The organism is Nocardioides seonyuensis (assembly GCF_004683965.1).
GTDB classification, from domain to species: domain Bacteria; phylum Actinomycetota; class Actinomycetes; order Propionibacteriales; family Nocardioidaceae; genus Nocardioides; species Nocardioides seonyuensis.
Genome location: NZ_CP038436.1, coordinates 91,689 through 114,423, shown reverse-complemented (window position 1 = coordinate 114,423; position 22,735 = coordinate 91,689). Strand labels below are relative to the sequence as shown.

Annotated in this window: 19 protein-coding genes; 10 read left to right on the top strand and 9 right to left on the bottom strand. The window is 69.0% G+C overall.

Annotated elements, in window-relative coordinates:
* The first annotated feature begins 17 nt into the window (after positions 1–17).
* Positions 18–1,004 (top strand): carbohydrate kinase family protein, encoded by a 987-nt coding sequence (locus tag EXE58_RS00550; RefSeq protein ID WP_135266084.1) that lies wholly within the window; start codon positions 18–20, stop codon positions 1,002–1,004.
* Positions 1,005–1,015: 11 nt separating this feature from the next.
* Here the strand turns inward: EXE58_RS00550 and EXE58_RS00545 are convergent, their stop codons facing one another.
* Both EXE58_RS00545 and EXE58_RS00540 read right to left on the bottom strand, forming a co-directional pair.
* Positions 1,016–1,252 carry a sulfurtransferase TusA family protein gene (locus EXE58_RS00545; RefSeq protein WP_167288585.1) on the bottom strand — a complete coding sequence of 79 codons (237 nt, stop codon included), beginning with the start codon at positions 1,250–1,252 and terminating at the stop codon, positions 1,016–1,018.
* On the bottom strand, positions 1,249–2,358 hold the full coding sequence (locus EXE58_RS00540; RefSeq protein ID WP_244242359.1) for a cysteine desulfurase family protein: 1,110 nt from the start codon (positions 2,356–2,358) through the stop codon (positions 1,249–1,251). The genes EXE58_RS00545 and EXE58_RS00540 overlap by 4 nt, the downstream gene beginning before the upstream one ends.
* Positions 2,359–2,463: 105 nt before the next feature.
* Between EXE58_RS00540 and ctaC the strand changes: the two genes are divergently transcribed.
* The 5 genes from ctaC to EXE58_RS00515 all read left to right on the top strand — a co-directional run bounded on the left by ctaC (position 2,464) and on the right by EXE58_RS00515 (position 8,204).
* Complete coding sequence (ctaC, locus tag EXE58_RS00535) at positions 2,464–3,387, top strand: aa3-type cytochrome oxidase subunit II (protein ID WP_244242358.1); 924 nt, start codon at positions 2,464–2,466, stop codon at positions 3,385–3,387.
* Positions 3,384–5,156 (top strand): aa3-type cytochrome oxidase subunit I, encoded by a 1,773-nt coding sequence (gene ctaD, locus EXE58_RS00530; protein WP_135266081.1) that lies wholly within the window; start codon positions 3,384–3,386, stop codon positions 5,154–5,156. Before ctaC ends, ctaD begins: the two co-directional genes overlap by 4 nt.
* Positions 5,153–5,551 carry a cytochrome c oxidase subunit 4 gene (locus EXE58_RS00525; protein WP_135266080.1) on the top strand — a complete coding sequence of 133 codons (399 nt, stop codon included), beginning with the start codon at positions 5,153–5,155 and terminating at the stop codon, positions 5,549–5,551. Before ctaD ends, EXE58_RS00525 begins: the two co-directional genes overlap by 4 nt.
* A 147-nt stretch (positions 5,552–5,698) precedes the next feature.
* Entirely contained in the window at positions 5,699–6,910 is a 1,212-nt protein-coding gene (locus EXE58_RS00520; RefSeq protein ID WP_135266079.1) for a L,D-transpeptidase, read from the top strand.
* Positions 6,911–7,217: 307 nt separating this feature from the next.
* Positions 7,218–8,204, top strand: coding sequence for a hypothetical protein (locus tag EXE58_RS00515; RefSeq protein WP_135266078.1), 987 nt, complete (start codon positions 7,218–7,220; stop codon positions 8,202–8,204).
* 181 nt (positions 8,205–8,385) lie between these two features.
* On the opposite strand, the gene qcrB is transcribed toward EXE58_RS00515, so the two are convergent.
* The 4 genes from qcrB to ctaE are packed head-to-tail and all read right to left on the bottom strand — an operon-like array spanning position 8,386 to position 12,765.
* A complete protein-coding gene (gene qcrB / locus EXE58_RS00510) occupies positions 8,386–10,137 on the bottom strand; it encodes a cytochrome bc1 complex cytochrome b subunit (RefSeq protein ID WP_135266077.1) in 1,752 nt (583 codons plus the stop codon).
* Positions 10,134–11,201 (bottom strand): cytochrome bc1 complex Rieske iron-sulfur subunit, encoded by a 1,068-nt coding sequence (gene qcrA, locus EXE58_RS00505; RefSeq protein WP_167288583.1) that lies wholly within the window; start codon positions 11,199–11,201, stop codon positions 10,134–10,136. The genes qcrB and qcrA overlap by 4 nt, the downstream gene beginning before the upstream one ends.
* Complete coding sequence (gene qcrC, locus EXE58_RS00500) at positions 11,198–12,070, bottom strand: cytochrome bc1 complex diheme cytochrome c subunit (RefSeq protein WP_135266076.1); 873 nt, start codon at positions 12,068–12,070, stop codon at positions 11,198–11,200. The genes qcrA and qcrC overlap by 4 nt, the downstream gene beginning before the upstream one ends.
* Before the next feature lie 44 nt (positions 12,071–12,114).
* On the bottom strand, positions 12,115–12,765 hold the full coding sequence (gene ctaE, locus EXE58_RS00495) for an aa3-type cytochrome oxidase subunit III (RefSeq protein WP_482805351.1): 651 nt from the start codon (positions 12,763–12,765) through the stop codon (positions 12,115–12,117).
* Positions 12,766–12,838: 73 nt separating this feature from the next.
* On the opposite strand from ctaE, the gene EXE58_RS00490 reads away from it, so the two are divergent.
* The 3 genes from EXE58_RS00490 to trpD are packed head-to-tail and all read left to right on the top strand — an operon-like array spanning position 12,839 to position 15,298.
* Positions 12,839–13,759: a cytochrome c oxidase assembly protein gene (locus EXE58_RS00490; protein WP_244242357.1), complete on the top strand. Its 921-nt coding sequence runs from the start codon at positions 12,839–12,841 to the stop codon at positions 13,757–13,759.
* Positions 13,756–14,226, top strand: coding sequence for an Rv3143 family two-component system response regulator (locus EXE58_RS00485; protein WP_425271665.1), 471 nt, complete (start codon positions 13,756–13,758; stop codon positions 14,224–14,226). The genes EXE58_RS00490 and EXE58_RS00485 overlap by 4 nt, the downstream gene beginning before the upstream one ends.
* Before the next feature lie 43 nt (positions 14,227–14,269).
* On the top strand, positions 14,270–15,298 hold the full coding sequence (gene trpD, locus EXE58_RS00480) for an anthranilate phosphoribosyltransferase (protein ID WP_135266073.1): 1,029 nt from the start codon (positions 14,270–14,272) through the stop codon (positions 15,296–15,298).
* Here the strand turns inward: trpD and EXE58_RS00475 are convergent.
* Together EXE58_RS00475 and EXE58_RS00470 are read right to left on the bottom strand one after the other, a co-directional pair.
* Positions 15,295–15,927 carry a hypothetical protein gene (locus tag EXE58_RS00475; RefSeq protein WP_135266072.1) on the bottom strand — a complete coding sequence of 211 codons (633 nt, stop codon included), beginning with the start codon at positions 15,925–15,927 and terminating at the stop codon, positions 15,295–15,297. The two genes, trpD and EXE58_RS00475, sit on opposite strands and share 4 nt — an antisense overlap.
* Before the next feature lie 89 nt (positions 15,928–16,016).
* On the bottom strand, positions 16,017–20,438 hold the full coding sequence (locus tag EXE58_RS00470; protein ID WP_135266071.1) for an Ig-like domain repeat protein: 4,422 nt from the start codon (positions 20,436–20,438) through the stop codon (positions 16,017–16,019).
* Positions 20,439–20,597: 159 nt separating this feature from the next.
* Here EXE58_RS00470 and EXE58_RS00465 point away from each other — a divergent pair, with 159 nt between their 5' ends.
* Complete coding sequence (locus EXE58_RS00465) at positions 20,598–20,876, top strand: Lrp/AsnC family transcriptional regulator (protein WP_135266070.1); 279 nt, start codon at positions 20,598–20,600, stop codon at positions 20,874–20,876.
* A gap of 53 nt (positions 20,877–20,929) precedes the next feature.
* On the opposite strand, the gene EXE58_RS00460 is transcribed toward EXE58_RS00465, so the two are convergent.
* Positions 20,930–22,735: a DEDD exonuclease domain-containing protein gene (locus tag EXE58_RS00460; protein WP_208544087.1), complete on the bottom strand. Its 1,806-nt coding sequence runs from the start codon at positions 22,733–22,735 to the stop codon at positions 20,930–20,932.

Genomic DNA, 22,735 nt, shown 5'->3' with positions numbered 1-22,735 from the left:
GGGTAGTGTTTCGTGTCGTGTCTCTACTCATCGCGGGCTCCATCGCCACCGACCACCTGATGTCATTTCCGGGCAAGTTCGCCGACAGCCTGGTGGTCGACCAGCTCGACAAGCTCTCGGTGTCGTTCCTCGTGGAGGACCTCGAGGTACGACGCGGTGGTTGCGCCGCCAACATCTGCTTCGGGCTGGGCAACCTCGGCCTCGCCCCGGTGCTGGTGGGGGCGGTCGGCGAGGACTTCGCGGAGTACCGCGCCTGGCTCGAGCGCCATCAGGTCGACTGCCAGTCCGTGCACGTCTCGGAGACCCGTCACACGGCCCGCTTCGTGTGCACCAGCGACTCCTCGATGGCCCAGATCGCCAGCTTCTACGCCGGTGCCATGAGCGAGTCCCGCGAGATCGAGCTCAAGCCGATCGCCGACCGCGTGGGAGCGCCCGACTACGTCCTGATCGGCCCCGACGACCCGCAGGGCATGCTCCGCCACACCGACGAGTGCCGCCAGCGTGGCTACCGCTTCGTCGCGGACCCGTCCCAGCAGCTCGCCTTCGGCGACGGCGACCTCATCCGCCCCCTCATCGACGGTGCGGAGATCCTGTTCTCCAACGAGTACGAGGCCAGCCTCATCACCCAGAAGACCGGGTGGTCGCGCGAGGAGGTCTTGAGCCGGGTCGGCACCTGGGTCGTCACCCTCGGCGCCGAGGGCGTCCGCATCGACCGCGAGGGCGAGGAGTCGATCACCGTCGCCGCCGTGCCCGAGATCGAGAAGGTCGAGCCCACCGGGGTGGGCGACGCCTTCCGTGCCGGGTTCCTCGCAGCCCTCACGTGGGGGCTCGGCCACGAGCGGGCCGCGCAGCTGGGCTGCCTGCTGGCTGTCTACGTCGTGGAGCAGATCGGCACCCAGGAGTACACCCTCTCCCGCAAGGCGTTCCTCGAGCGCTGCGAGGCCACCTACGGGCCCGAGGCCGTCGCCGACTTCGAGCCGCACCTCAAGACGCTCCACCCCTGAGGCACACCCCCTCAGGCCAGGCGTCGTACGACGTAGCGGGGCGCGCCGTCGGCCGCGGTGTCGGCACCGACGTACTCCTGGCCGCGCATCCGGCACCACGCGGGAACGTCGACACGCGCCGCGGGATCGTGGGCGACCACGGCGATGAGCCCGCCGACCTCCACCTCGACGAGGTGCCGGGCGAGCTCGATGACCGGCATCGGGCAGGGCTGGTCCCTGCAGTCGAGCTCGAGCTGCGGCTCGCTCACAGACCGACCCGTGCCCGGATGTCGCCCACCACGTGGGGGAGGACGTCACAGAAGGCGTCGACCTCCGCACTGGTGACGTCGCGCTGCAAGGAGAGGCGCACGTTGCCGTGGGTGAGGACCCCCATCGCCTCCAGCACGTGGCTGGGCGTGAGGGTGGACGCCGTGCACGCCGATCCGCTGGCGATGCCGAAGCCCCGGCGGTCGAGCTCGCTGACGAGTGCCTCGCCGTCGACGTAGAGGCAGGAGAACGTCACCAGGTGGGGAAGCCGCTGCTCGGGATCGCCCACCACCTCCACGTCGGGGACCTCGGCGGCCACCCGGCGTCGTACGACGTCCACGAGTCGTCGGTGCCGCGCGTTGACCTCGTCCCGCTCGGCCACCACGGCCTGGAGCGACGCGGCCGCGGCCAGGATGGCGGGGACGTTCTCGAAGCCGACAGTCCGCTCGTCGATCCGGTCGTCGACGGGGAAGGGGTTGCGCCAGCGCGCGCGCTTGCGAACCAGCAGGACGCCCACCCCGGCGGGGCCGCCCCACTTGTGGGCCGACCCGGCCGCCACCGCCCAGCCACCGGGCAGCGGCAGCCGCCCCATGGAGGCGCACGCGTCGGTGAAGAGCGGGATGTCGTTGGGCAGCCGGAACTCGCCGACCGGCTGGACGGTGCCGACCTCGTGGTTGGCGGTCTGGAGCGCGACCACGCCCACCTCCGGCGCGACCGCCTCGTTGACGAGGTCGCCGTCGTAGACCCGGCCATCTCCCATCACGCCGACCGGCGCTGACCGGGCACCCCAGTCGATCGCGTGCCTGACCGCGGAGTGCTCCACCGCGGAGTGCACCACCACGTCACCGCGACGCGACCCGCGCACCAGGCCCAGGAGGCCCTGGTGGACCGCGTGGGTGCCGCTGGGGGTGAAGGTGACCTCGTCGGGACGGACGTCCAGTGCTTCCGCCACCGCCGCGCGGGCGTTCTCCAGGAGCAGGCGGGCCGTGCGGCCGGGTCCGTGGAGCCGGCGCGGGTCGGCGTACCCCTGCTCCAGCGCAGCCGCGAACGCCTCTCGGGCGGCCGGGTGCAGAGGCCCCGACGACGCGGAATCGAAGTCGGTCGTCACGAGGGGCAACCTATGCCACGCCCGACACTCGACCCTGCCCATGCTGTCGTCCTGCTTTGGGGATAGTGTTGGTGAGTCGAGATGGACCGAGAGAGAGGCTCGTTCGTGGGTCTGCAACTCCCCAAGCGCACCGCCGCGCGCACCAAGCGGGTGGCGATGGGCGCGATGCTGGGTGCGCTCCTGATGTCGCTGTCCGCCTGTGGTGGTGACGCGTGGACCAGGGACCAGTGGGCCAACCTGGCCATGCCGGATCCCGCCAGCGCCCAGGCTCCCTACACCTTCGACCTGTGGCGCTGGGCGTGGGTGGCCGCGATGGTCACCGGTGTCATCGTCTGGGGCCTCATCTTCTACGCGATGTGGCGCTTCCGTCGCCGCAACGACGACGAGATCCCGGTGCAGACGCGCTACAACCTCCCGCTCGAGGTCTTCTACACGATCGCCCCGGTCCTCATGGTCGTCGTCTTCTTCTTCCACACCGTCAAGGTGCAGGACGAGATGACCAACATCTCGCCCGACCCCGACGTCACCATCGAGGTCATGGGCCAGCAGTGGACGTGGACCTTCAACCACGGCATCGGCGAGCAGAACACCGCCGAGGCCGACCCCGAGAACGGCGAGTACGCCTACGGCGAGTACGCCTACACCTCCGGAGACGCCGGCACCATCCCGACCCTCGTGCTCCCGGTGGACCAGGTCGTCCAGTTCAACCTCCACTCCCCGGACGTCATCCACTCCTTCGGGGTGCCGGCGTTCCTGACCAAGCTCGATGTGATCCCCGGACGCGTCAACCAGCTCCAGGTCACGCCCACCGTCGAGGGCACCTTCGCCGGCAAGTGCTACGAGCTGTGCGGTGAGTCCCACGCCCGGATGCTCTTCACCGTCGAGGTGGTCAGCCAGGAGGAGTACGCCGCCTACGTCGAGGAGCTCCGGGCCAGCGGTGACGTCTCCGACGAGCCCGTGCTCGGTGGCGACTACGTCAACGACCAGGTCGGCCTCGACGAGCACGCACAGGAAGGAAGCCACGAGTGACCGCCGCAACTGCCTCCGTGACCACGGAGGACCGCAAGCCGCCGCTCGGCCAGCAGGTGGTGAGGGTGCTCACCACCACCGACCACAAGCTGATCGGCAAGCTCTACCTCGGCACCTCGTTCGCGTGGTTCATGGTCGGCGGCCTGATGGCCATGCTGATCCGTTCCGAGCTCGCCTTCCCCGGCACCCAGGTCGTCAACGACCAGCTCTACAACCAGCTGTTCACGATGCACGGCACGATCATGCTGCTGCTCTTCGCGACGCCACTGTTCTTCGGCTTCGCCAACGTGATCATGCCGCTGCAGATCGGCGCCCCCGACGTCGCCTTCCCGCGCCTGAACATGCTGAGCTACTGGTTCTTCCTGTTCGGCGGCCTGATCGCGGCCTCGGGGTTCCTCACCCCGCAGGGCGCGGCCGACTTCGGGTGGTTCGCCTACACGCCGCTCTCCGACGCCGTGCGCAGCCCGGGCGTCGGTGGTGACCTGTGGATCATGGGCCTGTGGCTCGCCGGTCTCGGCACGATCCTGGGTGCGGTCAACTTCATCACCACGATCATCTGCATGCGTGCACCGGGAATGACGATGTTCCGGATGCCGATCTTCGTCTGGAACACCCTGATCACCTCGATGCTCGTGATCATGGTCTTCCCGATCCTCGCGGGCGCTCTGCTCTCGCTGGAGGCCGACCGCCTCCTCGGTGCCCACGTCTTCGACCCGTCCCACGGCGGCCCGATCCTGTGGCAGCACCTCTTCTGGTTCTTCGGCCACCCCGAGGTCTACATCATCGCGCTGCCGTTCTTCGGCATCGTCTCGGAGATCCTGCCGGTCTTCTCCCGCAAGCCGATCTTCGGCTACGTCGGCCTCGTCGGAGCCACGCTCGGCATCGCGATGCTCTCGGTGGCGGTGTGGGCCCACCACATGTTCGTCACCGGAGCGGTCGACCTTCCGTTCTTCTCCGGCATGACCTTCCTCATCGCGGTGCCCACCGGGGTGAAGTTCTTCAACTGGATCGGCACGATGTGGGGTGGGTCCCTGTCCTTCGACACCCCCATGCTGTGGTCGCTCGGGTTCCTCACGACCTTCCTCTTCGGCGGCCTGACGGGTGTCATCCTGGCCAGCCCCCCGCTCGACTTCCACGTGTCCGACTCCTATTTCGTGGTGGCGCACTTCCACTACGTCGTCTTCGGCACCGTGGTGTTCGCTATGTTCGCCGGCTTCTACTTCTGGTGGCCGAAGATGACCGGGCGGATGCTCGACGAGCGCCTCGGCAAGGTCCACTTCTGGCTGCTCTTCGTGGGCTTCCACCTCACGTTCTTGGTCCAGCACTGGCTCGGTGTCGAGGGCATGCCGCGTCGCTACGCCGACTACCTGCCCGACGACGGGTTCACCACGCTCAACCAGATCTCGACGATCGGCGCGTTCCTGCTGGGTGCCTCCACGCTGCCGTTCCTCTACAACGTGTTCGTCAGCTCCAAGGGACCCAAGGTCCTGGTCGACGACCCGTGGGGCTGGGGACGCTCGCTGGAGTGGGCGACCAGCTGCCCGCCGCCGCGCCACAACTTCGCGTCGCTGCCGCGCATCCGCTCGGAGTCGCCTGCCTTCGACCTGCACCACCCGGAGGTCGCACTCCTCGAGCTCGGCGAGAACCCGGCCGAGCGGCACGACGAGCCGGCGGACGCTCCGGACACCCAGGGCCGCGAGGAGATGCTCCGCGACCGCATCGAGGACGGCCCCGACGCCTCCGAGACCACTGAGGGAGACAAGTCATGAAGGCAGAGACCCTGATCTTCGGTATCACCACCGTCTTCTTCGCGCTGGTCGCTCCTGCCTACTGGTTCATCACCTATGACCCGACCGGCACCTCGGCGCTGACGATGACGACGTTGCTCGTGGGCATGGTGACCCTCTACCTCGGGTTCCACGCTCGCAAGATGGACCCCCGTCCCGAGGACCTGCAGGAGGGCGAGATCGCCGACGGTGCCGGCGAGCTGGGCTTCTTCCCGCCCTACTCGTGGTGGCCACTGTGGTGCGCCCTGACGCTGGCGGTCATGGTCTACGGCGTCGCGTTCCTGGCATGGTGGCTCGTGATCATCGGAGGAGCGCTCGGCTCCCTTGCGCTGTGCGGCCTCATCTTCGAGTACTACCGCGGAGAGCACGCTCACTGAGCACCGTCCCGCTCCACGACTGTCGACGACCCGCCCGAGCTCCTCGGGCGGGTCGCGGCGTCCTCGGGGCCCTTCTCGAATCGGAGGTTGTCGGCGGGCGTGGTTAGGGTTGCCAGGAACGTGAACGCAACCTCATGGGGGATCTCGATGTCTGTGCGCCTGCCGCGCCGAGCGGTGCTGCGACGACGTGCCGCTGCCGTGCTCACGCTGCTCACCTGCTTGGCCCTGGTCGCCTGCGAAGCCGAGGCAGGTGACTCCGCCAGATCGGCCACCGAGCGGGGATCGGCCGACGAGGCGACGCCGCCAACGCCGGTGAAGCTCATGACCAACCTCCCCCAGGGCGCGTCGGTGCCGGTCGACCACAGGCTCCGGGTCGACGTGCAAGGGGCAGAGCTCGGTCGGGTCAAGGTCACCTCGTCCGCGGGTGAGCTCGCCGGCGCCGTCGGCGACGGCGCCTGGCGCGCCACGGGGCGGCTGGAGCCCAGCACTGACTACACCGTCCGTGTGACGGCCGAGCGTGCCGACGGTTCCAAGGTCCGACGCCGCGCTCGCTTCCACACTGCTGACCTCACGCTGGACCAGCAGGTCTACGCCTCGGTGGCTCCCCTGGACGGGGAGACCGTGGGGGTGGGCATGCCTGTGGTCGTCACCTTCGACCTCCCGGTGAGCGACCGCGCCGCCTTCGAGCGGCAGATGATCGTCACCAGCAGCCCTCGACAGGCCGGTTCCTGGCACTGGCTGAGCGACCTCGAGGCTCACTGGCGGCCACGGAGCTACTGGCAGCCCGGGACCGACGTCCACGTCGAGCTCGACATCAACTCCGTCGCTGCCGGTGAGGGTCTCTACGGCCAGGAGAGCCGCAGCATCGACTTCCGCGTCGGCGACTCGGTGGTGAGCAAGGTCGACGTCGACGCACACGTCATGCGCACGTTCATCAACGGCAAGCTCGCCCGGACGATCCCGGTCAGCGCGGGCAAGCCTGGCTGGGAGACCCGCTCAGGCACCAAGGTGATCATCGAGAAGTTCCGCCGCAAGCGCATGGACGCCAGCACGATCGGGGTCTCCGAGGACGACCCCGAGTACTACGACCTCGCCAACGTCCAGTACGCCCTGCGAGTGACCTACTCGGGAGAGTTCCTGCACGCCGCGCCATGGTCGGCAGGTTCTCAGGGGTCGGCCAACGTGTCCCACGGCTGCGTGGGGATGAGCGTGGCCGATGCCGCCTGGCTCTACGACCTCACTCATCGCGGAGACGTGGTCGAGGTGACAGGGTCTGATCGTCAGATGTCCCTCACCAACGGCTACGGCGACTGGAACGCCTCGTTCGCCGACTACCGCGCGGGCTCCGCCCTGCACTGACCGTCCCCGGCCCGCGATCCTGGGGGCACACGACAGCCCCTCACCCTCAGACTGGCGGCACCCGTCACCCAGGAATCCCAGAGTGGCGGCACACGACCGTGTGGTCGCGAGATTTCATGTCGAGTGCCGCCAGGGTGCGGCGTCACAAATCGGGTGCCGCCAGTCCCGGCCGGGACGTGCGACAGCGGCGCGTTCGAGGCGTCGTACCGGCCAGCCACTGTCAACAGGGCAGCGGGCGGTCTCTCCCTCCACAGGTGCACATCATCGTGCTGGTCGGGCGAGGTGACGCCCGGCACGCTCGGCCGACATGAGTGCCGACGAGAGACAGCCGAGTGACCTACCCCAAGCCGTCCGCGGACATCCTCGGATCAGGGCCTACGTCCGCGAGTCGTATGCCGTCCACCGGCGGGCAGACCTCGGCACCGATGACGTGGCCGGCCTGCACGCGTGGCAACTGCTGATGCCTGACGCAGGATGCTTCACGGGGCTGACCTCCGCACGCGTCCGCGGGTGGTGGCTACCACCCCTACCCGAGGGCACCCCGATCTTCTTGGCGCTCGGTCTCGACGACCCGCGCCCGATGCGGTCGGGGGTGAGGACCAGTCGGCATGCCCGCCCCATGGAGTTCGAGGAGATCGGCGGCCTCAGATGCGCCTCGGTCCCCGAGACCCTGCTTGCGTGCGCGCGCTGGCTGAGCCTGATCGACATGGTGGTCCTCCTCGACTGCGTGCTCCAGACCAAGCAGGCGGGCGTCGACGAGATCGAGGCCGTGATCAAGCCGCGCCGTCCTGGTGGGCTGGCTCTCAGACGCGCGCTGGCGCTGGCCGACGCGCGATCGGAGTCGGTGTTCGAGACGCTGACCCGGCTGCTCCACGTGTTCTGCGACGTGGACGTCGAGCCGCAGTTCGTGGTCGTCAACGAGCATGGCGAGGAGGTGGCGCGCCTGGACCTCATACTCATCGGGACCAACGCGGGTCACGAGTACGACGGCGACGAGCATGAGCAGGCGCCGCGTCGGGTGAAGGACCGCCGTCGAGACCGGACGCTGGAGAGGTTGGGCTATGTGCGTCGGGGCTACACCGCGGGCGACATCCTCCACCGCGGTGTCGCCGTGCTCCGGGATGCCGATCGCTCACTCGAAAGGCCTCATGACCCCAGCAGGATCCGTCCGTGGCTCGACGAGCTGCGCGGGTCGCTCTTCATGCCTTCTGGCCAGGCGTCCTTCGTCTCTCGCGTGACGCCGACGGTGCCGACGCGACAGCGACAGCCCTCCGACGGGGGATCAGCTGCCTGACACCCGCCGGGGTGACCCTGGCGGCGTACGACACCTACCCTTGAACCTGCCGCCGCAGCGAGTGCCGTGTGCCGCCAGTCTGCTGGGCAAGGTGTCGGGTGCCGCCAGTCTGGGGCGGCGGTGGGGGAGCAGGACGACGAAGGGCCCGCCGGATGATCCGGCGGGCCCTTCGTGCGCTGGCTCAGTCTCGCAGCGGTACGTCGTCCGCGTCGCGCAGGCGGTGGTCGTCGAACTGGTGTCCGTCGACCGGGTGGTCGAGCCCTGCTTCGAGAGCCGCCACGTGCTCAGCGTGGTGGTGGGCCTCCTCTAGCTCAGCCGCCGTGGGCTTCTGCACGTTGTGGCCGACCATCCACTGGGACAACCTGGCCCTGATCCGCTGGGAGCGGGAGCCGGGTGCGGCCACCCCGCCCTCGTCGGGAGCGCCGTCGACGGCGAGCACCTGGTCACGGTCACGCGCGGTGAGCGTGTAGGCCGCGCTGTTGCTGATCGGCAGGTGACGCTCGGAGTAGGCGCCCTCGGCCGACCGCATGATGATGCCGGTCTCGTAGCCGTGGAGCAGCTTCTCGTTGTCGGCGCGCTGGAGCGAGATGCACCAGCGACGCGTGATCCAGAACGCCAGCAGCGGACCGACGAAGATTGCCACCCGCATGAAGTAGGTGATGGCGTTGATGCTGAGGTCGAACTTGATGCCGATGATGTCGTTGCCGCCGGCCGCCCAGGCGAGGCCGTAGAACGTCATCAGCGCGACCATCACGCCGGTGCGGGTGGGGGCGTTGCGCGGGCGCTGCAGCAGGTGGTGCTCGCGCTTGTCGCCGGTGATCCAACCCTCCAGGAACGGCAGGAGCAGCACGATGGTGAGCATCAGCGGCGGCATAAGCAGGATCGGGATGATCACGTTCCACGAGATCGTGTAGCCGAAGATCACCGACTCCCATCCCGTCGGGATGATGCGCAGCAGACCGTCGGGCCAGCCCATGTACCAGTCGGGCTGCGAACCAGCCGTGACCTTGGTCGGGTCGTAGGGGCCGAACTTCCACACCGGGTTGATGGTCAACAGCCCGCCCATGAGGGCGGTGAAGCCGAACACGACGAAGAAGAAGCCACCCGCCTTGGCGGCGTAGACCGGGAGCATGGGGAAGCCCACGACGTTCTGCTCCGTCCGGCCGGGCCCGGGCCACTGCGTGTGCTTGTGGTAGACGAGCAGCAGCATGTGGGCGGCGATCAGGGCCAGCAGCAGCCCGGGGATCAGGAGCACGTGGATGGTGAACAGGCGCGGGATGATCGAGTCACCCGGGAACTCGCCACCGAACAGGAAGAAGGACATGTAGGTGCCCACGACCGGGGAGGCCTTCAGGAACCCGTCCGTGGCTCGCACGCCGGTGCCCGAGAGCAGGTCGTCGGGCAGGGAGTATCCGGTGAAGCCCTCGATCGTGCCCAGCAGGAGCAGCAGGCAACCGATCACCCAGTTGAGCTCGCGCGGCTTGCGGTAGGCGCCGGTGAGGGCCACGCGCAGCAGGTGCACCATCATCGAGGCGACGAAGATCATGGCTGCCCAGTGGTGCATCTGGCGCATGAGCAGGCCGCCGCGGACGTCGAAGGACAGCTTGAGCGTCGAGGCCATCGCCTCGGACATGCCGACGCCGCGCAGCTGGTCGTAGGAGCCCTCGTAGGTGGTGTGGGCCATCGACGGGACGAACCAGAACGTGAGGAAGACGCCGGTGAGGAGCACGACGACGAAGCTCCACAGCGCGATCTCGCCGAGCATGAACGACCAGTGGTCGGGGAAGACCTTGCGGAGGTTCTTCTTCATGCCGCCGGCCAGGCCGAGGCGGTCGTCGGCCCAGGTGGCCAGGCCCCCGACCTTGGAGGGCTTGGAGGCGGTCGCAGCCGTGGTGCGGTTGCTGCTCGCGACCTTGCTCGTGTCGACGCTCATACCTTCTCACGCTCCCAGAAGCTCGCCCCGATGGGCTCGGTGAAGTCGCTCTGGGCGACCAGGTAGCCCTCCTCGTCCACCGCGAGCGGCAGCTGGGGGAGGGGACGTGCGGCCGGACCGAAGACGACCTTGGCACCGTCTGCCAGGTCGAAGGTGGACTGGTGGCACGGGCAGAGCACGTGGTGGGTGGTGCGCTCGTAGAGGGAGATCGGGCAGCCGACGTGGGTGCAGATCTTGGAGTAGCAGATCACGCCCTCGATCGACCAGTCCTCGCGGCCGTCCACGGGGACGATCTCGTCGGGGTCCATGCGTACGACGATGATCGCGCCCTTGGCCTTCTCGACCTCCTTCTCCGCGCCGTGCAGCTCCTCGTAGCCGTTCTCCTCGGTGGGGAACAGCGCCTCGGGTGCGGCGTTGATCAGGTCTCCGACCTCGATCTCGTCGATCCTGATCGGGGTGCCGATGGCGTCACGCACCAAGCGCATCCCCTTGGTCCAGATCGTTCGGGCGAGCAGCTCGGGCGGGCTGGCGTCGGGCGCCGTGGCGTTGGGGTAGAGGTCGCGCAGGAGCACCACGGCGGGCAGGCCCAGCAGGCCGACCGCGGAGAGCAACGAGTTGCGGACGAGCGGGCGTCGGCCGATGCCGGACTCCTCAGCACCTGCGTTGAGAGCCGCGAGCGTGGTGGCGCGGTCCTCCTCGGAGGATGCGGCGGGGTGACGCATCTCGACGATCTCGTGGTCCGACATGAGCTTGCGCGACCAGTGGATGATGCCCACGCCGATCAGCAGCAGGGCCATGCCGAGAGTGACGCCGAGGGCTGCGGTGGACGCACCCAGGCCGGCGAAGGTGTCCCAGTTGTCACCGATGTCGAGGGTGAAGTAGGCGACCAGGAAGAGGATGACGAAGACCATCGACAGGCCGAACATGGTCGCGACCTGGCGCTCGGCGCGCCGCTCGGCCTTCGGGTCGACGTCGGTGGGTCGCCACGTGTGCGGCGGGAGACCCGGGTCGGCGATGGGCTCGGCCTCTGCGGCCGGCACGGGGGTGTGGTCGTCGGTGCTCACGCTTCCACCTTGGTCTTCTTGCTGCGGGTCGTGTGGGAGGCGATCCAGACTGCGACGCCGACGAGGCCGCCGATGCCGAGCAGCCAGGCGAAGAGCCCCTCGGACACGGGACCCAGGCCGCCGAGGCCGAAGCCGCCGTACTCGGGGTTCTCCTGGATGCTGGTGAGGTAGGCGATGACGTCGCGCTTGGCCTCGGGGTCGAGGTTGCCGTTGCTGAAGTTCGGCATCTGCTGGGGGCCGGTCAGCATCGCCTCGTAGATGTACTTGGGGTCCACACCGTGGAGGCTCGGGGCGTAGCCGCCGCGAGGCATCGCGCCGCCGCCGCCGTTGAAGTTGTGGCAGGCCGTGCAGTTGGTGAGGAAGATCTGGCCACCGCGGACGATCGCCTCCTCACGCTCCTCCTCGGAGAGACCCTCGATGGAGTAGTCGGACTCGGAGGGGATGGCGGGCCCGGGGCCCAGGGAGGCGACGTAGGCCGCGAGCGCCGCGGTCTCCTCGTCGGTGAAGACGGGCTCCTTGCGCGGCGCCTGCGCGCCGCTCCTCATCATCGGCATGCGTCCGGTGCCGACCTGGAAGTCGACGGCTGCGGCGCCCACACCGACCAGCGACGGACCGACCTGGTAGCCCTCGCGGTCGGTCGAGATGCCCTGCCCGTTCTTGCCGTGGCAGAAGGCGCAGCTCGCGAGGAACAGCTCACGGCCCTGGGCCACCTGCTCGGTGTCGCTGGCCTGGTCCTGCGCCTGCGCCGGGGAGAACACCGTGTAGAGGGCGCCGGTCATCACCAGCCCCAGCAGCAGCACGAGGAGGCCCGCGAGCGGACCCCGACGGCGCCGGGAGAGGCGACCAGCGGTTTGGTTGAGCAGACGCACGATGAGTCCTTGTGTCTCTTGTAGGGCCGGGCCGAGGTGTAGGGCTACTTGATCAGGTAGATCGTGGCGAACAGGCCGATCCAGACCACGTCGACGAAGTGCCAGTAGTAGGACACGACGATGGCGGTGACCGCCTGTTCGTGGGTGAATCGACGGGCGAGGTAGGTGCGACCGAGGACGAACAGGAAGGCGATGAGCCCACCTGTCACGTGGAGCCCGTGGAAGCCGGTCGTCAGGTAGAACATCGTGCCGTAGGCGGAGCTCGGGATGGTCACCCCGTGGTGGATGAGCTCGGCGTACTCGAGCGCCTGGCCGCCGATGAAGACCGCGCCCATGACGTAGGTGAGGATGAACCACTCACGCAGTCCCCACCCGGAGCGGCCGCCCCAGAACTTCCAGATCGGCCCGCCGCGCCCGACCTGGCCGCGCTCGGCAGCGAACACGCCCCACTGGCAGGCGAAGGACGACAGCACCAGGATGACGGTGTTGGCCGTGGAGAAGGGGATGTTGAGCTTCTCGACCTCTTGGGCCCACAGGTCGGGGCTCACTGCGCGGATCGTGAAGTAGGCCGCGAAGAGGGCTGCGAAGAACATCAGCTCGCTGGAGAGCCAGATGATCGTGCCCACGCTGACCATGCTCGGCCGGTCGTGGTGCCCGTGCAGACGGGATGCTGGAATCGCTGTTGCTGTCGCCACGCGCTCATTATGGCTGTTGTCGGTCGGGAGGCCACCCCGACCCCCTGGGTTTGGGCGTCATAAAGTTCACAGGGTGCTCATCCCTGTGTCCGACACGCCCGCCGACCTGCCCCGGTTCACGTGGGGCGGCGTCTTCACGGACTGGGGGATCGACCCCTTCCCGTTCGTCCTGACCATCTGGGTCGCCGGGCTCTACCTGCTCGGTGTGTCGGTGCTCAGGCGACGGGGCGACGCGTGGCCGTGGGGGCGCACGCTCGCCTTCGTCGGTGTCGGGATGGGGGCCTTCTTCGTCGCCACGGCCTCGGGCATCGGGCGCTACGACACCACCCTGCTGAGCGTCCACATGGTTCAGCACATGATCCTGTCGATGGTGGTGCCGCTCGCGCTGGCCCTGGGCGCCCCCGTGACGCTCGCGCTGCGCACGCTGCCAGCGCGACCCCGACGCTGGCTGCTCGCGGTGCTGCACTCGAGGGTGGCCAAGGTGCTGTCCTTCCCGCCGCTCGCGTTCGCCCTCTACGTGACCGCGCCGTGGGCGCTCTACTTCACCGGGTGGTACGACGCCAGCCTGGCCTCGGCGTACGTGCACGAGATGATGCACGTCCACCTGGTCCTGGTGGGCACGCTCTTCTTCTGGCCGCTCATGGGCATCGACCCCGTGCCGGGACGGGTCGGCTACCCGTTCCGGGTGCTGCTCATCGTCATGACGCTGCCCTTCCACGCCTTCCTCGGCATCACGATCATGGACCAGACCACCCTCCTGGGCGCCGAGCACTACACCGCGCTCCGCGACGGGCCGATGGGGGCGTGGTTGCCCGATCCGATGGACGACCAGCACCGTGCCGGAGGGATCCTGTGGGCGTCGGGTGACCTCATCGGGATGGTCTTCTTCGCCGTGCTCTTCGTCCAGTGGGTGCGGGCCTCCATGAAGGAGGCCGTCCGTGAGGACCGGCGCCTGGACCTCGAGGAGGCACGCGGCTCCTCGGGCGTCGAATGAGCCACGACGAGCCTCGGGACGGCGATGGCGGCCCGCGGCGATACGATGCGGGGGTGAGCGCATCGACTGCCCCCCTGAAGGTCCTCGTCTACAGCGACGACGTCAACACCCGCCAGCAGGTGATCCTCGCCCTCGGTCGACGGCCGCACCCCGACCTCCCCGAGCTCGAGTACGTCGAGGTCGCGACGCAGCCGGTCGTGCTGACCAACGTCGACGCTGGTGGCCTCGACCTCCTCATCCTCGACGGGGAGGCCGTGCCGTCGGGTGGCCTCGGCATCGCCAAGCAGCTCAAGGACGAGATCTACGAGTGCCCGCCCGTCGTGGTGCTCACCGGCCGGCCGCAGGACGCGTGGCTCGCCACCTGGTCGCGGGCCGAGGCCGCCGTGCCCCACCCGCTCGACCCGCTCCAGCTCTCCGAGGCGGTCGTCACGCTGCTGCGCGGCCGCGTCCCGGCAACCACGTCCTGAACCAGCCGTGGCGCGCCCAGGCGCGGCCACTAGCCTGACCGCCATGTCCCACACCTGGCCCGACGTCCTCTCCGCCCTGGTCGCTGGCAGCGACCTGACGACGGAGCAGGCGCGATGGGCGATGGGTGAGGTGTTCGCGGGTGCCGCGACTCCCGTGCAGATCGCCGGCCTGGTCGTGGCGCTGCGCGCCAAGGGAGAGACGGTTGAGGAGGTCTCGGGCATCGCCGACGCCATGCTCGCGGCGGCCAACCCGATCTCAGTCCCGGGTCGACTCCTGGACGTCGTGGGCACAGGGGGTGACCGCTCGATGTCGGTGAACATCTCCACCATGTCGGCCATCGTCGCCGCCGGGGCCGGCGCGCGGGTCGTCAAGCACGGCAACCGGTCGGCCTCGTCGAAGTCCGGCTCCGCCGACGTGCTCGAGGCCTTGGGCATCCGCCTCGACCTCGAGCCTGCGCGCGTGGCCGAGGTCGCGGAGGAGGCGGGGATCACCTTCTGCTTCTCGGCCGCCTTCCACCCCGCCATGCGCCACGCCGCGGTGCCCCGCCGCGAGCTGGGCATCGCCACCACGTTCAACATCCTCGGGCCGCTGACCAACCCGGCCCGTCCGCAGGCGGTCGCGATCGGGTGTGCGGACGCGCGCATGGCCCCGGTGATGGCAGGGGTGCTCGCGGGCCGCGGGATCGACGCCTGGGTGTTCCGGGGCGACGACGGCCTCGACGAGCTGACCACCACGACCACCTCGACCCTGTGGCGGGTCCATGGCGGCAGTGTCACCGAGTCCTCCGTCGAGCCGGCCGACTTCGGGATAGCCCGCGCGACCACCGAGGACCTGCGCGGGGGGGACGCCGCCCACAACGCCGACGTCGTACGACGCCTGCTCGCCGGCGAGGCCGGGCCCGTCCGGGACGCCGTGCTGCTCAACGCCGGTGCCGCGCTCGCGGTCTACGACGACCCGTCCGCGCCGGTGGAGAAGTCGCTCGCAGCGGGCATCGCGAAGGCGGCCGACGCGATCGACTCGGGAGCGGCGGGGGCGGCCCTCGAGCGGTGGGTGGCAGCGACCGCTGCCTAGCCCTGCAGGTCGAGCACCCAGGAGTCGCCGGCGCGCCGGAACCCGAGGCGGTCGTAGTAGGCGTTGACCATCCCGGCCGGGGTGACGACGCGTCGTACCCCTCGGTCGGCGAGCAGGCCGCTGCGCCGCCACACGAACTCACCGGGGGAGAAGTCGCGGAACCGCGGCGTGACGTAGTCGAGGAGCACGCGCGCGTCGTCGCCCTCGACCCGGAGGATGATCACCCCGACGGTCTCGTCACCCTTCTGGACCAGGAAGGCCTCCTGGTCCGCGTCGCCGGAGTCGTGCACGAAGCCGGGGTTGAAGCGCAGGATGTCGGAGCCGTGGACCCGCAGCACGTGGCGGAGGTACTCGTCGGCGGGCGAGACCTCCAGCACGTCGAAGACGGACTCGTCGTGCCGCTCGCCGATCATCCGGGCGATGAACCACGCGTTGATGCCGACCAGCACGATGTTCATCCCGACCATGGGCCAGACGTCGAGCAGCCAGTTGAACACCACGAGCACGACGCAGGCGACCAGGTTGAGCACGCGCAGCCGCAGGACGCTGGTCTGCAGCAGCGAGTAGACCAAGAGCGCGCTTCCACCCCACCCGAGGAGGTCGAGCCAGTGGTCGGCGAGCCAGTTCACAGCGCGAGGCTACTGCCACGCCACGTCCCCGCCAGAATGCAGACGGCCCGCCCGGAAGGATCCGGGCGGGCCGTCTGCTTGAGCTCAGCTCACTTCTTCCGGACGATGATCTTGAGCTTCTTGGACTTCGACGAGTTGATCGCCGAGCTGCCCTTGTAGATCACCTTCAACTTGTGCTTGCCCACCTTCAGGCGCGGCAGCTTGTAGGTGCGGACCCCGTTGTGCGAGGCCTTCAGCGTGGTGGTCTTGAGGGTCTTGCGACCGTCCTTGATCACCAGCTTGCCGGTCGGCTTGGTCAGGCCCGGGGCGGTCACCCTGATGGTCAGCTTGGCGCGCTGGCTCTTGGTGATCGTCGTCGGGAAGGCCGTCACAGAGGTGGTCGAGGAGACCTTGGGCACGACCACGCCCGGCGAGGTCGCGGCGCCGTTGGCCATGCCCGCCTTGGTCCCGGTGACCACCACCGACAAGGTGTGGGCGGCGTCCTGCTCGGTGACGCGGTACATCAGCGAGGTGGCAGCGGGGATGGGTGCACCGTCGCGCAGCCACTGGTACGTGAACATCACGCCGGCGGCCGGGTTCCAGGTGCCGTTCTTCACCGAGAGGAAGGCGCCCACGCCGGGGGTCCCGGAGATCGTCGGGAGCGACGTCGGCGTGACCGTTCCGCCGGTCTCGGTACCGCCGCCGCCACCCGAGCCGGGCGCGCCCACGACGACGATCGCCGCGGACACTGCCTCACCGTCGGTGTAGCCGGTCTTGGTGGCGTAGACACGGACGCTGATCGGCAGTCCGATGTCCTCGGCCACGGTCCGGTAGCTCGACGTGGTTGCCTGGTCGATCGGGACGCCGTTGCGCAGCCACTGGTAGCGGAAGCCGTTGGGAGCCTGGTTCCAGGTCCCCGCCGTGGTGAACAAGGTCGATCCGACAGTCACCGAGCCTGAGACGACCGGGTTCGAGGTCGCCACGAGTGCGGTGCCCGCGCCGACCAGGACACCGTCGCTGGTGGAGCTTCCCGGAGCGAAGTTGGGCTTGGTCCCGGTGGCCTTGACCGACACCATCTTGTTGTAGTCGGCGGCCTGCAGGACGTAGGCGGTGCCAGTGGCGCCGATGATCGGAGCCCCGTCACGCAGCCACTGGTAGGTGTTGGTCACATCGGTGTGCCCTGCCCAGACGGGAGCTTGGACCTGGAGCTCGTCGCCCACGGCCGTGCCGTTCGGCGCGAGGATCGCAGGGGCCTGGTCGGCCTCGAGCACGGCGTCGACCTGGAAGGACGACGTGGCGGTGCCCAACGTGTTGCCGCTGGCGTCCTTCGCCGCGAGGGACCAGCTGTAGGTCCCGCTGGCGAACTTCGCCGTGGCCGCCCAGGCCGTGGACACCGTGTTCGCGATGACGTTGGATCCGACTCCCTGCGGAGTGATCGTGACGGTGTAGCTGGCCGCACCGGCGAGTGGCTCCCACTCGAGCACTGGACCGTTGGGAGCCTGGAGGCCTCCCGAGGCCGGTGCGACGATGTTCGGAGTGCCTGCCGAGACGAAGAAGCGTCCCGTGTTCGACCAGTCACCGAGGTTCCCGGAGGCGTCGACCCTCTGGACCCGCCAGCGGTAGGCGGTGGTGCTGGGCGCCAGCGCCTTGTTCCACGTGTAGGCGGTGGTGAGGACATTGGTGCCGAAGGCGACGCGGTTGGCCGTGGAGAAGGTGGAGTCGTCGTTCCTGAAGACCTCGACGTTGTAGGCCTTGGCGTAGGGCTGGGCCTCCCACCGGAAGGCCGTGGTGCTCGGCGCCTGGGCGTTGCCCACCGGGGACAGCTGCGTGATCGCCGGCGTGGAGCGAACGAAGGTGGCCTCCTGCGTCGACCAGGTGAGCCCGTTGCCGTCCGAGTCGATGGCCTGCACCCGCCACCAGTAGGTCCGCGTGGGGTAGATCCGCGCAGTGCTGGTGAAGGTGGTCTGGTCGACCTCGGCCGACTCGACGATCGAGGACGGGGAGAACGAGGAGTCAGTCGCGATCTCGATCCGGTACTTCATCGCCGACTGGGGCAGTGCCTCACCGGTCTGCTGCCACTTGTCCGCAGGGTCCGAGGACTCGGGGTCGTGCCAGTAGTTGTCCCAGTCGAAGCTGACCTCGGTCCGCTCGGTCACGGTGCTCTCGAGACCGGTGACCGGCGGCGACTTCTTGAAGAAGGTGTGCTGTGCCGACCCGGCCACACCCACCGGGCCCGCTCCGCACTGCGCCACGGCACGGCAGGGGCGGACGAACCAGTAGTACGGGCGCTCGGTCTGGTTGTCCGCGTAGGTCCAGTCGCGGTTGTCCAGGGCCGGGGTGTACATCGTGTTGGTCGTGGCCGGGACCGCGGTCGTGGGCTCGAGCAGGTTGGAGAAGCTCGGGTCCTCGCTGACGTAGACCATGTAGAAGGCCGTTCCCGGCTCCCTGTCCCACTTCAGCACCGGGGTCGCGGGGACCGTGCACACACCGGTCGTCGGGGTGCACGGTGTCTGCCCCGGGTTGTTGGAGTCGAGGGCACGACCGCCCAGGGCGACCTTGTGGCCCACCGGCGCTGCGAAGTTGCGGATCTGGAAGGTGCTGTCCGGACCCTCCGCGATCACCAGGCCGGTGGACGAGTGAGCGGTCACCCACCAGGTGTAGGTGCCGGCGCGCTTGAGCTCGCTGGAGGTGTCGGTCATGGCGGCGTAGGGGTAGGCGGCGCCGTTGCCGAAGGCCGCGCTCGGCACGAGGATGTTCTCGGAGTTGTGCGCGTGCACCCGGTAGAAGGCCGCGTCGGGGTGCGGCTCCCAGGTGAGGGACGGCGGGCCGGTGAAGGTGCTCCCGGGCGCCGGGCCGCGGGGCGTGAGGGGGTCGGCCCCCGACGGAGTGGGCTGCTCACCGGTGACGTAGAACCGGCGCTGAGGGATCAGGGACTTGGTGCCCTCGGCGGTCTCGGCGTAGACCGTCCACGTGTAGGGGTTGTTCGCCGCGGGGAAGCGCTGGTTGCCCTTCGGGGTGTAGGACGTGCCGTGCGTGGTCGCGCTGTCCACCGTGTTGCCCAGGCCGTTACGGATCTCGACCCGGTAGGTGAGCGCACCCGGGGAGACGTCCCAGCTCAGGGAGGGGATGTCGACGGTCGCATTGTGGGGCGGGAGCAGGTTGTTCATCTCGAGGCCGGTGTAGGTGAAGCTCTGGGTGGGGGACCAGAGGCCCTGCACGCCGGGCAGGTCTCCGCCGCCGGGCTTCACGTAGGGCCGGTCGAGCGGCCGCACCCTCCAGTAGTTGACCTTGCCCGGCGCGGGGTCGCAGTCCTCGTTGATCCGGTTGGGGAGCACGTTCGTCAGGTCGGTGTCGTTGATGGCGAAGAGCCCGGGGGTGTACGTCGTCGCTGCGACGCGGCACGAGTTGTAGGTGTTGGGCGAGAAGAACTCGTCGGTCCCGACCCAGATCTCGTACTCGGAGGCGTGCGTGACCGCCTTCCAGTCGAAGTACAGCGGGTCCGGGACGTTCGTCGCGCCGTCGGCCGGGTAGATCAGCTCAGGCGCCTCGTCGTAGTGACGGTTGAAGTCGACCTGCGACCGCGCCCAGTCCGAGGAGTTGCCGGCCGGGTCGACCGCGCGAACACGCCAGTAGTAGCCGTTGTTGTCGTAGGTGATCGGCGGGGAGAACTTCGTGCCGAAGACGCGCTTGAGCGATCCCGTGCGGTCCTCCACGATGGAGCCGGGGCTGAAGTCGGCGGCACTGGCCACCTGGAGCTCGTATCCGACGGCTCCGGGGACGGGGTCCCAGTCCAGCACCACGTCCATCACGTCGGGGGAGACGGTGGGCGAGGACCCGAGCGGCCCGGTGATGACCGGCGTCGCGAGCGGGTCGATCCAGAAGGAGGAGGCGCTGCTGGGCTCGGACACGATGCCCGGACCCTTGGACGCGATGACCCGCCAGAACCAGTCTCCCAGGCCGAGCGGCCTGGACACGACGAGCGAGGTCGTCTCCGTGGTGTACTCGTCGACGCCGACGAAGTCGCTGTCGCTGTCGACCTGGACGGTGTAGGACTTCGCGCCCGGAGAGGGGGTCCAGGAGAGCAACGGGGGGTTCCCCGGCTGCTGCAGGTGGGCACCGTTGGTCGGACTCGAGGGGATGGGGACACTGACGGTCGGGGGACTGAACGGCAGGCCGGAGGACCACGTCGACCTCTCCGTCCCGAGCACGGCACGCACCCGCCAGTGGTTCTCCGAGGGCTTGAGCACGACCTCGGGGACATAGACCGAGTTCACCGTGGCCGTGTTGACCTCGGGGGAGCTGAAGGACGGGTCGTCGTCCACCTGGATCTCGTAGCGCTCGGCGCCTTCGGAGCGGTTCCAGTTGAACTTGGTGGTCGAGGGGATCGGCTGGTCCACGTTGAGGCCGCTCGGCGCCTCGGGCGCGGCGGCGTACGACGGTGCGGCGACGCCCAGGGTCGCGACGACGAGTCCGATGACCAGCGCTACGCATGCGCGCACGCCCATCTTCGACGGCTGAATGGAGCGTGACATCCCGATTTCCCCTCATAGGGCGTTGCTCTGACCGTGACACGCTAGGTCGATATGGCTCGTGCCGGTGAAGAAATGGTCACCGCATAGTTCGAAATGACTAGAGGGTCGAACCGATCGGGCTCGCAGCGTTGGCGGCGGGCAGGGCGCTAGCGTGTCTCCATGATCACCGCCATCGTCTTCGTGAAGGCCGACGTCGCCCGCATCCCCGAGGTGGCCGAGCAGATCGCCGCGTTGGAGGGAGTCAGTGAGGTCTACTCGGTGACCGGGCAGATCGACCTGATCGCGCTGGTGCGGGTGCGCGAGCACGAGGAGGTCGCCTCGGTGGTGGCAGACAGCCTCAACAAGGTCGCGGGTGTCCTGGAGACCGAGACCCACATCGCGTTCCGCACCTACTCGCGCCACGACCTCGAGTCGGCCTTCTCCCTCGGTCTCGACTGACCCGACCTGGTTTCGAGACAGCACTCCGTGCTTCCTCAACCGGCGAAGGCTTGTCAGCGGGCCGGTCGGTGCGCCGGGCTCGGGAGGCGCTGCTCGTCGAAGGGCACGACCGTCAGTCTCGAGCGGGTGGCCGCGTCGTAGAGATCGAGGTGTCGGGCGGCTCCCGCCACGGGACACGTCCACTCGCCCTCGACGTCGACCAGGCGCACACCGGGGGACTCCAGCCAGCGAAGGATCCGCTCGGTCTCCTCGGCACTGGCGACGGGCACGGGCCCGGGGCCTGCGGACACGGTCTCGGCGCTGGCCCGCAGCTCGCGGACGAACGCGTGCGCGTCGCCGCCCGGAGGGATGGTGCCGGCCGCTGCAAGCCGGCCGAACCTGATCACGTGGACCGCCCAACGTCCGCCGTCGTCTCGTCGGGCGGCGACGATCTCAGGGCAGGAGGTCAGCGCGGAGAGGCGCTGGGTCCGGGCGGCTGAGCGCACGAACGTCGCCAGCCGATCGCGGTGGATGCTCGCCTCCTCGAAGCGCTCTAGGGCCGCGAGTGCGCTCATGCGCTCGTTGATGGCCTCGACCACCTCATCGGGACGGCGCAACAAGGTCGACCTCAGGCGCTGCACCACCGCCGCGTAGACGGTCGGCTCGACGCTGCCGTCACAAGGAGACAGGCATCGCCCCATCTCGGCGAGCACGCACGGCGACCCGGAGGGCTGGCGCGGGAGCCGACCCCCGCACTGGCGCACGGGGAAGGTGTCGTGGAGGGCGGCCAGGCACTTCTCGGCCGTCTTCTTCGACGAGAAGGGTCCGAGGTAGTCGGCGCCGTCGTCGAGCACCTGGCGGACCAGGGACAGCCGTGGCCATGTCTCGCGTGTCAGCTTGAGGAAGTGCATCTTCTCGGGGAAGCGGGAACGGCGGTTGTAGCGAGGCTTGTGCTCGGCGATGAGCCGCAGCTCGCGCACCTCTGCCTCCAGCGGAGTGGCGCACTCGATCCCGGTGACGCTCTCGGCCAGCCCGACCATCTCGCCCATCCGGGACCTGGTCTCGGAGGCGGTGAAGTAGGTGCGCACCCGCGTGCGCAGGTCGCGTGACGTGCCGATGTAGAGGACCGTGCCGCGGGCGTCGCGGAACAGGTAGACGCCCGGAGCGTGGGGGAGGGACTCGGCCAGGTGACGCTTGCGCCGCTGCGCAGTGGTCACCCGCGACGAGAACGTCTGCAGCTCCTCGAGCGTGTGGACACCGAGCCCCCCGAGCCGCTCCATCAGGCCGTGAAGGACGTCGACGGTGGCTCGAGCATCGGCGAGCGCGCGGTGGTTGGGGGTGGTGGTGGAGTTGAACAGCTGCGCCAGCGAGGAGAGCTTGCAGTTGGGGGCGTCGTCGCGGGTGATCACCCGCCGGGCGAGCTTGGCGGTGTCGAGGACCTCGAACTTCGGCCAGGGCCGACCCTGCTGCGCCGCGAAGTGCTTGAGGAAGCCGACGTCGAAGGGAGCGTTGTGCGCCACGAGCACGCACCCTGCGGCGAACTCCAGGAACGCGGGAAGGGCCGACTCGATGGGTGGAGCGTCGTGCACCATCGAGTTGGTGATGCCCGTCAGGACGGCGATGAACGGCGGGATCTCGGCGTGCGGGTTGACCAAGGTCTGGAACTCCCCGAGCACCTCGCCGCTGCGGACCTTCACAGCACCGATCTCGGTGATCATCGATCCGCCCGCGGCGGAGCCGCCGGTGGTCTCGAGGTCGACCACGCAGAACGTCAGGTCCCTCAACGGCCGGCCGAGCTCGTCGAAGCTTCGCTGGGCCTCCCACCGCGTCAGCGACCCGCCGCCAGCGCGGGCCTGCGGGTCGAGGGAGGTGGTGCTCAT

Bases quoted from the DNA above. Each gene is read 5' to 3' on its own strand.
- EXE58_RS00460 (WP_208544087.1), bottom strand. From the start codon at position 22,735: ATGAGCACCACCTCCCTCGACCCGCAGGCCCGCGCTGGCGGCGGGTCG.
- EXE58_RS00520 (WP_135266079.1), top strand. From the start codon at position 5,699: ATGTCTGTGCGCCTGCCGCGCCGAGCGGTGCTGCGACGACGTGCCGCT.
- EXE58_RS00485 (WP_425271665.1), top strand. From the start codon at position 13,756: ATGAGCCACGACGAGCCTCGGGACGGCGATGGCGGCCCGCGGCGATAC.
- EXE58_RS00525 (WP_135266080.1), top strand. From the start codon at position 5,153: ATGAAGGCAGAGACCCTGATCTTCGGTATCACCACCGTCTTCTTCGCG.
- EXE58_RS00515 (WP_135266078.1), top strand. From the start codon at position 7,218: ATGAGTGCCGACGAGAGACAGCCGAGTGACCTACCCCAAGCCGTCCGC.
- EXE58_RS00470 (WP_135266071.1), bottom strand. From the start codon at position 20,438: ATGTCACGCTCCATTCAGCCGTCGAAGATGGGCGTGCGCGCATGCGTA.
- qcrB (WP_135266077.1), bottom strand. From the start codon at position 10,137: ATGAGCGTCGACACGAGCAAGGTCGCGAGCAGCAACCGCACCACGGCT.
- EXE58_RS00465 (WP_135266070.1), top strand. From the start codon at position 20,598: ATGATCACCGCCATCGTCTTCGTGAAGGCCGACGTCGCCCGCATCCCC.
- trpD (WP_135266073.1), top strand. From the start codon at position 14,270: ATGTCCCACACCTGGCCCGACGTCCTCTCCGCCCTGGTCGCTGGCAGC.